This window comes from Streptococcus cristatus (genome assembly GCF_003943535.1).
In the GTDB taxonomy this organism is placed as follows: Bacteria; Bacillota; Bacilli; order Lactobacillales; family Streptococcaceae; genus Streptococcus; species Streptococcus cristatus_L.
Genome location: NZ_RJPU01000004.1, coordinates 123,330 through 138,174, shown reverse-complemented (window position 1 = coordinate 138,174; position 14,845 = coordinate 123,330). Strand labels below are relative to the sequence as shown.

Below are 14,845 nucleotides of genomic sequence, written 5' to 3'. Positions count from 1 at the left end.
AATGAATTATTTTTTCAAGTTGTAGAATGATTTCAATCCACGGTATTCAGCAACTTCACCAAGTTGATCTTCGATACGAAGCAATTGGTTGTATTTAGCGATACGGTCTGTACGTGAAAGTGAACCAGTCTTGATTTGTCCTGCGTTTGTTGCAACTGCGATGTCAGCAATTGTTGAATCTTCAGTTTCACCTGAACGGTGTGATACAACGGCAGTGTAACCAGCTTCTTTCGCCATTTCAATAGCGTCGAATGTTTCAGTAAGAGTACCGATTTGGTTAACTTTGATAAGGATTGAGTTAGCAGCGCCTTCTGCGATACCTTTTTCAAGGTAAGAAGTGTTTGTTACGAAGAAGTCGTCACCAACCAATTGAACTTTACCACCAAGACGTTCAGTAAGAGCTTTCCAACCATCCCAGTCGTTTTCGTCCATACCATCTTCGATAGTGATGATTGGGTATTTGTTTACCAATTCTTCAAGGTAATCGATTTGTTCTGCAGCAGTACGTACAGCAGCTCCTTCACCTTCGAATTTAGTGTAGTCGTATACTTTACGTTCTTTATCGTAGAATTCTGATGAAGCACAGTCAAATCCGATAAATACGTCTTTACCTGGAACATAACCAGCAGCTTCGATAGCAGCAATGATAGTTTCTACGCCATCTTCAGTTCCTTCGAAACGAGGAGCAAATCCACCTTCGTCACCAACAGCAGTTTCCAAACCACGAGATTTAAGAATTTTCTTAAGAGCGTGGAAGATTTCAGCACCCCAACGAAGAGCTTCTTTGAATGATGGTGCACCAGCAGGTACGATCATGAATTCTTGGAAAGCGATTGGAGCGTCTGAGTGAGAACCACCATTGATGATGTTCATCATTGGAGTTGGAAGAACTTTAGTGTTGAATCCACCAAGGTAGCTGTAAAGTGGGATTTCAAGGTAGTCAGCAGCAGCACGAGCTACAGCGATAGACACACCAAGGATTGCGTTCGCACCCAATTTACCTTTGTTTGGAGTACCGTCCAAAGCGATCATTGCACGGTCGATAGCTTGTTGGTCACGTACATCGTAACCGATAATAGCTTCAGCGATAACGTTGTTCACGTTGTCAACTGCTTTTTGTGTACCAAGACCGCCGTAACGAGATTTGTCACCATCACGAAGTTCAACTGCTTCGTGTTCACCAGTAGAAGCTCCTGAAGGAACCATACCACGTCCGAAAGCACCTGATTCAGTATAAACTTCTACTTCAAGTGTTGGGTTACCGCGTGAGTCTAGGACTTCGCGAGCATAAACATCAGTAATAATTGACATTTTGACTCTCCTTATTGTTTAAAATTATTTACTAGTCTATGATACCTCAAAAGCACTTTTTTTTCAAGGAAAAACAGCAGCTTTGCTTGAAAAATCACAATTTTTGAAATGCAATCGGTTACATCCTATCTTATTCTTAACAGTTTGAAAATCAGAAATCCTTTATTTATGATATACTAGAAATATGACAGATCTAAATAACATTATCATGGAAAAATCTCAGGGGAATGCTAAGCTCAATCCTGATGAACAGCGTAAATTTCTGGAAACTTTTGAAGAGCGGGTGATTGCTTATTGCTCTATTACAGATGCAAATTCCTCTCTTCTAAAGCAGCATTTTAAAGAAATAGTTGAGAAGATCACTGAAAACTATCAGCCCGTCACAGTCAAAATATCGCCTGAAGTCATATCCAGCCAACAAGTTTTCTACCTAAAAACAGCCAAAGACTCAGGCTGCGAGGCCACTATCGTCTCTGCTTTTTGCCAATCCTCTCCTTTCGGTTTGGTTATCCATAGTGATCATCCTGTGACCGTTGAAGAAAAGGACTTAAGCAAGCAATTTGCCGACGTTCTCCACCCAGCAGAGAGTAAATCGTCTACCCACAAGAAAACCTCCCTTTGGAAAAAAATGTTTCATAAATGACAAATTTAGAGAAATTATTTACCTTTTTCGAGGCGGAAATCAGCGTGACTGGGACATTTATCAAACTTTTTTAGACGAGCATACCGTCTGGGAGTTACATGGAGAATCCCCAGAAATCATTCAAGGAAAAGAAGGCTACCTCCACAGGATAAAGGAGGCTTATCAGGACAGTTCCACACAGTTTTGTTGCCAATACTATCACAGCAATTCCGAGCAAAGTCGGATTCTAACAATTTTGGTCAATGACCACGGAGACCTTTCCTGCGATCTATTTGAATTTGCAAACGGCTTAATCGTCAAAGAAGTCGAATATTTTCTGAAAAAAGCGGATTAACTTCCGCCTTTTTTGATAGCTAATAGGTTGCCAATATTGCGAGCTGTACGAACCAGATTTTCCCTCGCTTGAGCTAAGGTTACGTCCAAATCCACCACTTGCGAGATAATGGGAAAAGCTGCATGGATATTCTCCCTAGGAAATGGAGGCAAATCATCAGCCAAACTGCCACAGATTGCAAGAACAGGAATCTCTTTTGGTGTCCGCCTTGCGATTCCAACTGGGGCCTTTCCTGCCAAAGACTGCTTATCCATGCGCCCCTCACCAACAACAACCAAGTCCACTTCTTTAACCCTGCGGTCAAAATCCAGCAAATCCAGGCAGGTATCAATTCCTGACACGACTTTCCCCTTGGCAAATGTGACCAGCCCTGCTGCCATGCCTCCTCCTGCACCAGCACCAGCTTGGATGAAAATCTGCGGATTGGCCAGCTCATAAAACTTCTTTATTTCCTGATCGACAGATGAAAGAAGCCATTCAGACAGGCCTTTCTGCCGTCCAAAGATCTGCGTTGCTCCCTGATGGCCACATAAAGGATTGGACACATCTGTCAAAATTTCGATGTCAATATCATTCAGACAAGTTGGAACACGGTCCGCAGAAATTCGGACAACTCTCCCTAGAGAAGAGCCGACAGGCCGCAGTTGATGATTGTTTTCATCAAAAAATTCATAGCCCAGACCAGCTGCCATACCGATACCTCCATCGTTCGTTGCCGATCCTCCAACACCGACCAGAATCTTCCTGACTCCATTTTCAGCTAAATGAAGAATCAGCTCTCCCAGACCTCTCGTTTCCAAGCCTAAGGGATCACGTTTTTCTTTAGGAATTAAAGCCAGTCCCACTAAATCTGCCATTTCAAAGAGAGCGAGCTGGTCTTGTCTTGCATATTTCATTTCGACTGGCTGGCCGAAAGGTCCAGTCACCCAGTGACGAAACTCTTTTAGCTTCATAGCCGAAATCAAGGCAGCCACAGTCCCTTCGCCACCATCTCCAATAGGCAGTAAGTCAAAAGTCGCCTCTGGCAAGGCTTGGGAGAAACCTTCTTTCAAGGCTTCTGCTACCTGAACGGCAGACAAACTTTCCTTAAAAGAATCTGGTGCTAATAAGATATGCATCGTGCCTCCTATTTTTCCTTCCCATCTAAAATATCCATTACTTGATAGAGGTCATAAACATTGATTTGATAGGGTGCTTGCTCTCTTACAATTGGCTTGGCGTTAAAAGCAATTCCAATGCCTGCCGTTTGAATCATAGGCAAATCATTGGCGCCATCCCCCATAGCAATGGTTTGATTTAATTCCAAATCGTTTTCTTGAGCCCATTCTTTCAGCATCTGAACTTTAGTATCTTTGCTAACAATCTCTCCTAAAACACGACCTGTCAGGAAGCCGTTCTTGATTTCTAAGCGATTGGCCTTTACATAGTCAATTCCTAGCTCCTCAGCCAGTCTATCCACCGTTTCATGAAAACCACCTGACACCAAACCAACCTTGTAGCCACGCGCATGCAGCCCATCTACTAATTTTTTGGCGCCAGGCGTGAAATGAATCTTGTCAGCTATCCGAGAAAAGATAGTTTCCGGAAGTCCCTCCAAGAGTAAAACCCTCTCCCGTAAGGCAGCCTCGAAATCTAATTCCCCGCGCATGGCTCGCTCGGTAATATCAGCTACTTGCTGCCCAACTCCTGCTTCCTCGCCCAGTAAATCAATGCCCTCTTCCATAATAAGAGTGCTATCTACATCCATAACCAATAAACCTTTGACCTGACCCATCTACTCACCTCATGTTTTCTGTGATTTGTTGTATTATACAAGATTTTCAGTGACAAGACAAGCTAGATTGCAAAGAAAAAAGTTCCCGAAGGAACTTTCTTAGAAGCGAATATTTTCGCGTGTTTTTTCATATGAATTGATAAAACGTGCTGAAACTCCAGGCTCAACAATATCCAAGGCTTTTGAAATAATTTCCAAAGATTTTGCATAATCAAATTCAACTTCAAAGGCATGAAGGGATTCATTGAAGGCTGCCTGCACATTATCATCGAAGGAACGATAACGGTTAGAGTATTGTAGCAACTGCTCTGTTAAGGTAGAATTTCGAACAATTCGATATGTCTCTTCTTCCAATTCATTCATTGTATTTGCCAGAATCTCTAACCAACGGTTAACAGATTCAATATTCACACGAGTTGCCTCCAACTCTCTAGCCAGCTCCTCAATATAGTCGCTTGCTCCAAAGAAAATTGTTAAGAAGGACTCTGGAATACCCGGTAAGTTACGTTTTTCCATAAATCGCTTAATCGTATGCAATTTATTGGCGTAAATCGTAACTTTTTGACGGGCATTGACATCGTCTTTTTCGATCTTTTCTAGTTGCTCACCAAGTTCAATCTGTTCATCTTCGATTTCTTTCAATCGATCTTGAATAGCTTCCAACTCTTCTCTAACCAATGAGAAAGGTTTCTTCATTTCAGCTGTATCTTCAAGTGAAGAGTGTACCACTGCTTCTTGAGCAGATAATTCAGATTTCAAATCCTTGATATGATTTATTTCAGGTTCTGGTAGCAAGAAGGAATGTGATAAACGTTCCATTTCACTTTGAAGCTGTTGGTTATTCTCTTTAGTGTGTTCTAAATAGTCAGGAAGGTAGTTCACCAACTTCTCAACGACTTTATGAGCCTCAATTTCTCGAGTAAAGATAGCATACAGAGCATCGATTTCCTCTTGAATTTGTTCATTCTCATACAAGGCATTATCCAACTCCAAAGCCGCAATATTTTCTTCATTTCGTTTCAAACTAGCACGAAGTTGTTGGAAACGCGCCTCTAAGTCAGTCTCAATAAAATGATAATTGGTTTCCAATAATTTACGGTAGCCAGACTCCAAATCTTCTAATTGATCTGGTAATTTCTCAGTCAAGTCTTCTACAATTGCTGGAACTTTTTCGACGATCTGTGTTAGTGCCAAGATGCGATCTTCTGTTTTGTCTAAGATCTCTGCCGCTTCCACAGGATCCCCTGAAGAATTAAGAGTAACAAATTGAGAGAAATCAGACTCAATATTTTCCATTTGCTTCTGAATTTCTGCAAGAGCTCGTCCATAAGCGTCAGGATTGCTAGCCACAGTATGCTGCAAATTTTCAAATAGATCTAGGGCATGTAAAACTCGTCCGCTATTTTTAGATTCTTGTTTTTTAAGATCTTCTAAAGCTTGACGAATCGCATGAATATCCTCACTGATTAAATCAATTTGGCTTTCAATATTTTCGATCGCATGCTTGGCTTTGAGGAAACGGAAAGAATTATTGTAGCCCTCTGCCTCAAAGAGATTGTTCTCAATATCAGCAAATGAATTTAAAGAGAGGTCTACCCATTTTTGATTCCACTCACGGAAAGTCACTTGACTTTGCCCAATCAAATGTAAATTTTTAACTTCTTCCACTTCATCATTCACGGGAAGATTGTAAAGCTCCTCTTTTTTCTCCTCCAAACTTCGAAGCTTCGCTTCATTTCGTTTTCTCATATAGATAGCAGTAAAATAGCCTAAAATTAATAGTGCTGCTACTACAATAATGAGAATAATCAGTCCATTAGACATATAAAACTCCTTCATTCTTTTACTAAAAAGCAAACATATTGATTATATCACAAATTCATTTGTAATGGTTGTTTTTTCTAACTTTTTAGACATCAAGTGTGCTATATACTGCATTTTTTTCGATAAAGTCACGACGAGGCTCTACACGATCTCCCATCAGCATATCAAAAATCTTATCAGCTTCCGCTGCATCATCGACAGAAACTCGCGCCATTAGACGGTGTTCTGGATTCATGGTCGTTTCCCACAACTGATGGTCATCCATTTCTCCCAAACCTTTGTAACGCTGAATCGTCGGCTTAGAGCGACCTTCGCTATAGCGCTCAAGAGCAGCTTGCAGTTCTTCTTCTTGGTTAGCACCTGGCTGGATGTATTCTTTTACCTCGCTGCCGACCTTGACACCGTAGATGGGTGGTTGGGCGATGTAGACATAGCCTGCTTCCAGAACTGGCTTCATGTAGCGGTAAATCAAAGTCAGGAGCAAAGTCCGAATGTGAGCTCCGTCCACGTCCGCATCGGTCATGATGACTAATTTATGATAGCGAGCCTTGCTGACATCAAAGTCAGCCCCAAAACCAGTTCCCATAGCAGTAAAGAGACTGCGGATTTCTTCATTAGCCAGAATCTTATCCATGCTGGCTTTTTCAACGTTGAGAATTTTACCGCGAATCGGCAAAATAGCCTGAAATTCACGGTTACGCCCAGATTTAGCTGAACCACCCGCTGAGTCCCCCTCCACGATGAAGAGTTCTGTTTCCTGTGGGTTGTTGGACGAGCAATCAGCCAATTTCCCTGGCAGATTAGAGATTTCCAAACCAGACTTCTTGCGGGTTACTTCCCGAGCTCTCTTGGCAGCAATTCTAGCCTTAGAAGCCAAAATTCCCTTTTCAACGATTTTTCGAGCCACCGCAGGATTTTCCAAAAGGAAATCTGAGAAAGCTTCACTGAAGAGGCGATTGGTAATCTTGACTACTTCGCTATTGCCCAGCTTGGTCTTGGTCTGACCTTCAAACTGAGGGTTGGGGTGCTTAACAGAGATAACTGCTGTCAGTCCCTCACGCACATCTTCCCCAGTCAGATTGTCCTCATTTTCTTTGAGAAGTTTATTTTTCTTGGCATAGTCATTGATGACCCGTGTCAAGGCGGTCCGGAAACCTTGCTCATGCGTTCCACCCTCATGGGTGTGGATATTATTGGCAAAGCTCATGACTGTTTCATGGTAGCCGGTCGTGTACTGCATGGCCACTTCAACCGTAATGTCGTCCATTTCGCCATCAGTGTAAATCGGCGTTTCAAAGATTACATCCTTTTTTTCATTGATGTATTGAACATAGCTGGCAATCCCACCTTCATAGTGGTAATCCTTGACCTGCTCCATTCCATCTCGCTTATCAGTGATGGAAATTCGGAGACCACGATTGAGGAAGGCCAGTTCTTGTACCCGCTTATTGAGCTTTTCAAAGTCAAATTCTACTGTTTCAGTGAAAATCTCTGGATCTGGCGTAAAGTGAACGGTCGTACCTGTACGGTCAGTCTCACCAATGATTTCTAAGTCAGCAACGACTTGACCGCGACGGTATTCTTGGTAATGAATCTGGCCGTTTTTATAAACGCGGACATCCAGCTGAGTGGACAGGGCATTTACAACGGAAGAGCCTACACCGTGCAGACCTCCTGAAACCTTGTAGCCGCCACCGCCGAATTTTCCTCCTGCGTGAAGGACAGTAAAGACGGTTTCTACAGCCGGACGGCCTGTCTTCTCCTGAATATCAACCGGAATGCCTCGACCATCGTCAACAACTGTAATCGAATTATCTTTTTCAATAAAAACTTGAATGTGAGTGGCAAAGCCAGCCAAGGCCTCATCAATCGAGTTGTCAACAATTTCCCATACTAAGTGGTGCAGACCTTCCTTGGAGGTCGAACCGATATACATACCAGGGCGCATCCGAACGGCTTCTAAGCCCTCCAAGACCTGAATCTGACTGGCGTCATATTCTTGCGCTTGTATGTCTTGTTGCTTTTCTTCTGTCATGTTATTCCTTTTCTAGTTCAATATCTACAAATTCTTCAAGATTTCTCATATTATCAAAGAGATAGCAGCTAAATCCTGCCGCCTGACCAGCTTCGATATCAATCGGCCGATCTCCTATAACCAATCCAGACTCAATCTGGTATTTATCTTTTAAATACAGCATAGACTCAGGGTCTGGCTTGCGTTTAAAACCATTAGTAGCCGTCACTACTTCTGTAAAATAAGCACTGATCTGCGTCTTCTGCAAAATCTCTAACACCTGATCATCTCGGTGAGAAATCAAAAAATTTCTGCCACCCTGCTGGATAATTTGCGCTAATAATTCTGAGGCCCCCTCAAATAAGATCGGATGCTCCAATTCCTTGGCCTCATTTGCCTTATAAGCCTTTAAAAATTCCTTATTTCCAGGGGCAAACTGGCGGACCGCATAATCTGTTGAGACCTTGAGAGCCTTATAAACTTCATCATGACTCCCAGTCAGACCAAAATCCTGCAAGGTATGGACAAAAGCTGCGGTTGAAGTCTCATAATTATCCAAGAGAGTCCCACCCAAATCCCAGATGTAATCTTGATAATTCATACCCTTTATTATATCATATTTTTTGAAAAAAAGGGCTTTTATTTATGATGAAATAGCATATTTTCATAGATTTTTCATCCAACTTAGACAGAAAAAATTCACTCGAAAATCGAGTGAATTTTTTACTTCTCAAAAACGTCTTTAAAAAGCATAGAACTTGCCAATTGATCCGCATCTCCGCCTAATTGGTGAACCAACTCATAGGCAAAAGGCAGGGCTGTGGATGGGCCACGGCTGGTGATCAGCTTGCCATCTACGACAACGGTCTGCTTCTGATAGCTACCGTTCTCAATATTGGCTTCCACTCCATCGTAGCAAGTGAAGTTCTTGCCATTCAGGAGCCCTGCGCGATCAAGGGCAATAGGAGCCGCACAGATCGCTGCGACAAATTTATCTTCTGCTTGAAATTCCTGCAGAACTGCCATCAAGCGGTCGTCATCACGCAGATTTGTTGATCCTGGCATACCACCCGGAAGAACGACCATATCATATGCGGATAAATCCCCATTCCAGACTTGATCGGCTTTGACAGTAATCTGGTGAGAGCCTGTCACAGACTTCTCAAAACCAATCATATCACAGATAAAGCCTGCGCGACGCAAGACATCGACAACAGTGAGGGCTTCAATTTCTTCAAAGCCATTGGCTAACATGAGAGCTACTTTTTTCATGTACAACACCTTTCTAGGATACAAGGTATCCACTTCTTATTTTATTTTTCTAAGTACAATTTTTTTACGAACAGGCGGAGTCACCGCATGCTTCTCCTCTTCTAAGCTATTTTGATAAGAGACAGACAGTAGGAGACCGATTCCGATGAGATTGCTGACGATGGAGGAGCCACCTTGAGAAATGAAAGGAAGAGGAATCCCTGTCAAAGGCAAAATCCCTGTCACAGCACCAATATTTTCAAAAATATGAAAGAGCAGCATCATAATGAGACCGGTCGAGATATAGGTGTAGAACTGATTGTTGGACTTAATAGTAATCTGAAGCATACGATGAATCAAGAACAGATAAATAACAATCACCAAACTCGAACCAAGAAAACCAAAATCCTCCGCAATCACGGTGAAAATCATATCACTTTCACGGACAGGTACTAGAAGATTTGAGACATTAAATCCTTGACCTAGCAAACCACCACTTCCAATAGCAATCTGTCCTTGTGCCTGCTGATAGGTTACTGTCTGAGCATATTCAAACGGATGGAGCCAGGCTGAGATCCGATTAATCTGGTAAGTCGGCATCCCTAAACCATGGAGAAAAGCGCGGCCACCATTTGAAATAAAGATCAACATAAAGACAGTAAAAAGAAGGGATACTGTCAAGAAAACCGGTAGAATAATCTTCCACGAAACACCAGATAAGAGAACAATGCCGCAGTAAATTGCAGCAAATACTAGGGCTGTTCCTAAATCACTCTGCAAGGCCAAAAGCAACAAAACCGGCAAGGTATATAATGCTAATTTTACAATCAAAAAGAGATCTAAAGCAATGGTCCGCTCATAGTTCTTATTTTGCTGCAGAAACTTCACTACAACTCTCGAAAGCATCAAAATATATGAGATTTTCATAAATTCAGATGGCTGAAAGAGAGTAACACCGCGAATAGATACCCAGTTTTTCGCCCCTGTAGAAGCCACTAAGCTCTCACTATAAAATACAAGCGGAAGAACCATAAGTCCTAAGCCTAGAATATACAGAAAAGGTGTCATCTTCCAAAGAAACTTAGTGTTAAAAAACATAACGATAAAGCTAATCAGAAAGCCTAATAAAATCCAAACAACTTGCTGACCAACAATCTGCAAGACATTATTTGGATAATCATGACTAACCGCTATATAAATAGCCGTAACTCCGATTGATAGTAAGAGCAAGACAGGTAAAAGCAAGCTGTAATCAATCCGAGACTCAAATGTTCTTTGCTGTGAAGGCATAATTTTCCTTTCTTACAAAAAATATTGGATAATCAAGCTAGAAACTGCGACGCAGAACCAAGCAAAAGCTCCGGTTAATAAAGGACCCGCTCCAGCTTCCTTGAACTGTTTGAATGAAACCTTGGCTCCAATCCCGGCTAAGGCCATAGCCATCAGCCATTGGGACAACAGCTTCGTGTAAGGAACTAGATTTGATGGGAAAATTCCCAAACTACTCACTACAGAAGCCAAGACAAACCACAAAATAAACCAAGGAAAAATCTTCTTGAGGTCTACTTTTTGAGCCGACCGCTTATCTCGGACATATCGATAGCCTGCAAAGATGAGACAGGCGGGTACAATCATCAAGGCTCGGCTCAGTTTGACAATGGTTGCCAAATCTCCCGCCGCTTGACTGTAAGTATAACCTGCCGCAACGACTGACGAAGTATCATTGATAGCCGTACCTGCCCAAGTTCCAAAATATCCATCGGACATTTGCATGAGATGCCCTAAAAAAGGAAAGATGAAAACAGCTAAAATATTGAAAAAGAAGATGGTTGAAATAGAAAGTGCAATATCCTCTTCTTCTGCTTCTAAAATGGGCGAAGCGGCTGCAATAGCCGAACCACCGCAGATTGCTGTTCCAAAGCCAATTAAAATGGTTAAAACGCGTCTCATCTTAAAGAACTTTCCAGCTGCATAGGCCGCCAAGAAAGCAATCAAAATAGTTAAAATACTAATCTTCAGAGAGGACAAGCCCGTTGCAGAGACCTTGCCAATGGACATGGAAAAACCTAAAAAGATAATAGAATATTGAAGCAGTTTCTTTCCTGAATAAGTCAAGCCCGGCTGAAAGGCAACTGGAAGTTTCCATAAATTACTGAGCAAAATTCCTAAGACAATAGCAAACACACTGGATCCAATCAGCGGAAACCAATTTCCTAAACAAATGGAAATAGCTGCTATCGCAAACGATAGAGCAATTCCTAGTAGATTCTTTTTCACGTCACAACCTTCTTCCTAGTCTTTTCATTATAGCAGATTTTTGGCATCAGTAGCTGAGAAAATTTGCAATCATTTAGAAAAACAGCCAGATAAAATTGACTGTTTTCAAGCAGTTTTAGTCGAAAAATTCTTTTAATTCCTTTACAATATCCCGCTGCGACAGCATTTCTAGAGATGCCAGCTGGTTTAGATTTTGCTGGATCTGCCGACCGTAGCGCTTGGTTGAAATACGATTGTCCAGAAGAATAACCGCCGACTTCTGGTGTTCATTGCGACGGGTTCGCCCCATGGCCTGCTTCAATCGTAAAATAGCTGACGGCAACTGATAATCGTAAAAAGGATTTTTGCCTTCTGCCTTCAGATGATGATTGATTTTTTGCACAAAGAAATCTTTGGGATTATCAAAAGGAATCCGCGTGATGAGCTGAATGATTTGCTCTTGCTGAGCAAAATCCGCTCCTTCCCAGAAACTAGCAGCTCCCAGTAGGACAGAGGCCTCTCCCTTGTCAAAGCGCCGCTTGATATTGGCTGGCTCGCCGTTCTTATACTGGGCCAAATGCGGCATGGTCAGCTGGTCTGAAGTGGCCAGCAATAAATCCTTGGAGGTAAAGAGAACCACCATCGGCAAATTCAGTGGAGCTAAGCTCTCTAAGCTTGCGACAATCCTCTCAGCATATTCCTGCGTTGATAACTCCACCACATCTGGAAAATCTAGATCTAAGAAAAGTTTCTGCAGGGGCTTCTTTTGCTGAGGAAGTTTATAAAAATGATAATCCTCAAAGCCCAATAACTGAGGCAAATTTACCTTGGAATTAATCTCTAAAGTAGAGGAGACTAAGATAACCTTAACTGTCTCAGGCAGGAAATCCTTAAATCTCATGAGTTCTGAGCGCCCAGCATGAAGCCTTGTCACACGATGATCTGCAAATTGTTCTTCCGTTAGCCAGTAGTATTGGTACTTGGTTGAAAACAATTCCCTGAGCTCTGGTAGCAAGCTTTCATCCAGCTCAGACACATCTTGACGCAGCTTGGCTATCTTCTGTGAATCCAATTCACTGGTCTTGCCCCGATGCTTTTCAGCAGCATCTGCCAATTCAAATTGGATGCTTTGCAAGAGTCTTTCTTGTAAAATCCGTTTTTCTGTCTGCAGAGCTTGGCTGATAGTTTGCAATTGCTTGGTCAAATTGATACTGGCCTGCGAAAAACTTTCCAAGGCAAAAAACATTTTTTGAGCCTCGTCCACCACCAGCATCCGATTGTCCAGCAAAGACTGGTCATCTTCAAGGCGTGTCAAAAGATAAGCATGATTGGTAATCACGACACGACTGCTAGCTGCTTTGACCTGCCCCAGTCGCCAAAAATCCTCTTCATAAAAGAGCGAATGCTTACTTAATTTCCCATCATGGCGTATCTGGCTAAAGTAAGACTCGAAACGGTAAGCCTGGCCTATTTCATTTAAATCACCCGTCTCCGTTTCTGTCAGCCAAACCAAAAGCTGCATTTTACAACGATTAACAAGTCGATTATCATCCAAGACCGAGAGACTTTGATAAAAATAATCTAATTTCAGATAATTTTCGGGACTTTTGAGATTATGAAAGGAGATATGAAAGACTTCCTCTAAGAGTCGACCTTCCTTTTGTATCAGTTGATCCTGTAAAATCTTCGTTGGAACGGTCACCAAGACTCTTTCCCGACCATGAGCCAAAATAGGCAATAAATAGCCAAAGGTCTTGCCAAGCCCTGTCTGGGCCTCCAAAAAGCTAGCCGCAGTCTGACTAAGCGCCTCAGTCACATATTGCGCAAATCTCAACTGCTCAGGGCGCTCGTCCAATCCCAGCAGATAAAGGTTGGTCAGAAAGTCCTGAGAAAGTTTCTTTTCAGGCGGCAGGATTCTCGGCTTTTTCAAAAAGATACCGTACGTCTCCTGCAAAGCCTGACCAGAATAGTCTGGCATCGACTGAAAAATCTCTTCGATCGCTAGCCGTGACTCATAGATGAGACTATCGGAAAATTCCAGAACCTTCTCTAGCAAAGTTTTTGGCAGTCCTGCCATCTTTTTCTGGATTTTTAGAAATAGCTGAGCTGTCGCCTGAGCATCTGCCAAAGCGGTATGAGCATTTTCCAGAGGAATCTCCAGAAGTTCGCACAGGTTCCCCAAGGCATATTTATCAAAAGTCGGATAGAAAACCTGAGCTAGTTCCACCGTATCTACTCTTGGAGTCAGCAGGTCAAAACCTTCCCAAAAGAGAGCTTCCGCCAATAGATTGGCATCAAACTTGACATTATGGGCGACAAAGATCGCATCCTCAATCAGCTCATAAACCTCACGGGCAACCTGCGAGAAATCAGGAGCTTGGCGCAAGCGCTGATCATCCAATCCTGTCAGCTGTTTAATATGCTCATCCAAGTCCTCATGCGGATTCACATCTGTTTCATACGTTTGGCAAATCACCCCGTTTTCAATGATGACAATGCCGATTTGAATAATTTTTGCATTGCTGTTCGCACCTGTAGCCTCCAAGTCGATGACAGCATATTTATAGTTCGATTGTGTCATACTGCTATGATTATATCACAAATGCCAGCCTGAGACATCTGAAAATAAGCTGAGCCTCAAAATAAATTTTGTGCAAAATTTCTGCTTTTTTGTTACACTCTTTATTGAGAAAACATACACAGAGGAAGCCCAATGAAAGTTCACAAAATTGTCAATCTCATCGCTTTTGAAAACACTTATATCCTTGAAAATGACCGTCATGTCATCGTAGTTGACCCCGGCAGCGACTGGCGAAAAATCCAACGCAAGCTAGAAGAAATTGCTAAGCCCATCACAGCTATTTTACTGACTCATACGCATTACGATCATATCATGAGTCTGGATAAGGTCCGAGATAACTTTGCCAATCCGCCCGTCTATGTAGCGGAGAGCGAAGCAAGCTGGCTCTATACTCCTACTGATAATCTATCTGGTCTTGACCGCCATGCAGATTTGGAAGATGTCATTCTCAGACCTGCCGAACATTATTTCACCTATCACCAAGACTACCAACTGGACGACTTTCATTTCTATGCTGTGCAGACACCTGGTCATTCTATCGGAGGAGTTTCCATTATTTTCCCAGAAGATCAGGTCGTTCTGACTGGTGATGCTCTCTTCCGTGAAACCATCGGCCGTACAGATCTACCGACTGGTAATATGGACCAGCTCCTTGCTGGCATCCGCGAAGAATTATTTGTCTTGCCCAAAGACTATCGTGTCTATCCCGGCCATGGAAATGACACAACGATTGGCCACGAAAAGAATTTCAATCCATTTTTCTAATAAACTAATAACGAGGCAGAAATCAAGACTGCCTCATTTTTTATCTAGTAAATGACTATTTCTACATCTGCAGATGAATTTAGAATGAAAAG

12 protein-coding genes and 1 pseudogene are annotated in these 14,845 nt (G+C 42.4%); 3 read left to right on the top strand and 10 right to left on the bottom strand.

Annotated elements, in window-relative coordinates:
* Positions 1 to 6: 6 nt before the first annotated feature.
* On the bottom strand, positions 7 to 1,311 hold the full coding sequence (gene eno / locus D8790_RS07265; protein ID WP_015604660.1) for a surface-displayed alpha-enolase: 1,305 nt from the start codon (positions 1,309 to 1,311) through the stop codon (positions 7 to 9).
* Between the two features lie 184 nt (positions 1,312 to 1,495).
* Here eno and D8790_RS07260 point away from each other — a divergent pair, with 184 nt between their 5' ends.
* Positions 1,496 to 1,954 carry a DUF1694 domain-containing protein gene (locus D8790_RS07260; protein WP_125388129.1) on the top strand — a complete coding sequence of 153 codons (459 nt, stop codon included), beginning with the start codon at positions 1,496 to 1,498 and terminating at the stop codon, positions 1,952 to 1,954.
* A pseudogene (locus tag D8790_RS10905) lies at positions 1,951 to 2,288 on the top strand (nuclear transport factor 2-like protein). Before D8790_RS07260 ends, D8790_RS10905 begins: the two are co-directional and overlap by 4 nt.
* Here D8790_RS10905 and D8790_RS07250 read toward each other — a convergent pair.
* The 9 genes from D8790_RS07250 to D8790_RS07210 all read right to left on the bottom strand — a co-directional run bounded on the left by D8790_RS07250 (position 2,285) and on the right by D8790_RS07210 (position 13,988).
* Complete coding sequence (locus D8790_RS07250) at positions 2,285 to 3,406, bottom strand: glycerate kinase (RefSeq protein WP_125388128.1); 1,122 nt, start codon at positions 3,404 to 3,406, stop codon at positions 2,285 to 2,287. The pseudogene D8790_RS10905 and the gene D8790_RS07250 sit on opposite strands and share 4 nt — an antisense overlap.
* 8 nt (positions 3,407 to 3,414) lie before the next feature.
* Positions 3,415 to 4,062, bottom strand: coding sequence for a phosphoserine phosphatase SerB (gene serB, locus D8790_RS07245; protein WP_125388127.1), 648 nt, complete (start codon positions 4,060 to 4,062; stop codon positions 3,415 to 3,417).
* 99 nt (positions 4,063 to 4,161) lie between these two features.
* Positions 4,162 to 5,886: a septation ring formation regulator EzrA gene (ezrA, locus tag D8790_RS07240; RefSeq protein ID WP_125388126.1), complete on the bottom strand. Its 1,725-nt coding sequence runs from the start codon at positions 5,884 to 5,886 to the stop codon at positions 4,162 to 4,164.
* An 85-nt stretch (positions 5,887 to 5,971) separates the two neighbouring features.
* Complete coding sequence (gene gyrB, locus D8790_RS07235) at positions 5,972 to 7,921, bottom strand: DNA topoisomerase (ATP-hydrolyzing) subunit B (protein ID WP_125388125.1); 1,950 nt, start codon at positions 7,919 to 7,921, stop codon at positions 5,972 to 5,974.
* Between the two features lies 1 nt (position 7,922).
* On the bottom strand, positions 7,923 to 8,501 hold the full coding sequence (locus tag D8790_RS07230; protein WP_185761931.1) for an HAD-IA family hydrolase: 579 nt from the start codon (positions 8,499 to 8,501) through the stop codon (positions 7,923 to 7,925).
* Positions 8,502 to 8,623: 122 nt separating this feature from the next.
* Complete coding sequence (locus tag D8790_RS07225) at positions 8,624 to 9,172, bottom strand: DJ-1 family glyoxalase III (protein WP_125388123.1); 549 nt, start codon at positions 9,170 to 9,172, stop codon at positions 8,624 to 8,626.
* Positions 9,173 to 9,208: 36 nt separating this feature from the next.
* On the bottom strand, positions 9,209 to 10,441 hold the full coding sequence (locus tag D8790_RS07220) for an FtsW/RodA/SpoVE family cell cycle protein (protein ID WP_048763819.1): 1,233 nt from the start codon (positions 10,439 to 10,441) through the stop codon (positions 9,209 to 9,211).
* A gap of 12 nt (positions 10,442 to 10,453) precedes the next feature.
* Entirely contained in the window at positions 10,454 to 11,428 is a 975-nt protein-coding gene (locus D8790_RS07215) for a YeiH family protein (RefSeq protein WP_125388122.1), read from the bottom strand.
* A 115-nt stretch (positions 11,429 to 11,543) separates the two neighbouring features.
* On the bottom strand, positions 11,544 to 13,988 hold the full coding sequence (locus D8790_RS07210) for a bifunctional DnaQ family exonuclease/ATP-dependent helicase (RefSeq protein WP_125388121.1): 2,445 nt from the start codon (positions 13,986 to 13,988) through the stop codon (positions 11,544 to 11,546).
* Positions 13,989 to 14,120: 132 nt separating this feature from the next.
* Here D8790_RS07210 and D8790_RS07205 point away from each other — a divergent pair, with 132 nt between their 5' ends.
* On the top strand, positions 14,121 to 14,753 hold the full coding sequence (locus tag D8790_RS07205; protein ID WP_125388120.1) for an MBL fold metallo-hydrolase: 633 nt from the start codon (positions 14,121 to 14,123) through the stop codon (positions 14,751 to 14,753).
* Positions 14,754 to 14,845: the final 92 nt, after the last annotated feature.

Bases quoted from the DNA above. Each gene is read 5' to 3' on its own strand.
- eno (WP_015604660.1), bottom strand. From the start codon at position 1,311: ATGTCAATTATTACTGATGTTTATGCTCGCGAAGTCCTAGACTCACGC.
- D8790_RS07260 (WP_125388129.1), top strand. From the start codon at position 1,496: ATGACAGATCTAAATAACATTATCATGGAAAAATCTCAGGGGAATGCT.
- D8790_RS07250 (WP_125388128.1), bottom strand. From the start codon at position 3,406: ATGCATATCTTATTAGCACCAGATTCTTTTAAGGAAAGTTTGTCTGCC.
- serB (WP_125388127.1), bottom strand. From the start codon at position 4,062: ATGGGTCAGGTCAAAGGTTTATTGGTTATGGATGTAGATAGCACTCTT.
- ezrA (WP_125388126.1), bottom strand. From the start codon at position 5,886: ATGTCTAATGGACTGATTATTCTCATTATTGTAGTAGCAGCACTATTA.
- gyrB (WP_125388125.1), bottom strand. From the start codon at position 7,921: ATGACAGAAGAAAAGCAACAAGACATACAAGCGCAAGAATATGACGCC.
- D8790_RS07230 (WP_185761931.1), bottom strand. From the start codon at position 8,501: ATGAATTATCAAGATTACATCTGGGATTTGGGTGGGACTCTCTTGGAT.
- D8790_RS07225 (WP_125388123.1), bottom strand. From the start codon at position 9,172: ATGAAAAAAGTAGCTCTCATGTTAGCCAATGGCTTTGAAGAAATTGAA.
- D8790_RS07220 (WP_048763819.1), bottom strand. From the start codon at position 10,441: ATGCCTTCACAGCAAAGAACATTTGAGTCTCGGATTGATTACAGCTTG.
- D8790_RS07210 (WP_125388121.1), bottom strand. From the start codon at position 13,988: ATGACACAATCGAACTATAAATATGCTGTCATCGACTTGGAGGCTACA.
- D8790_RS07205 (WP_125388120.1), top strand. From the start codon at position 14,121: ATGAAAGTTCACAAAATTGTCAATCTCATCGCTTTTGAAAACACTTAT.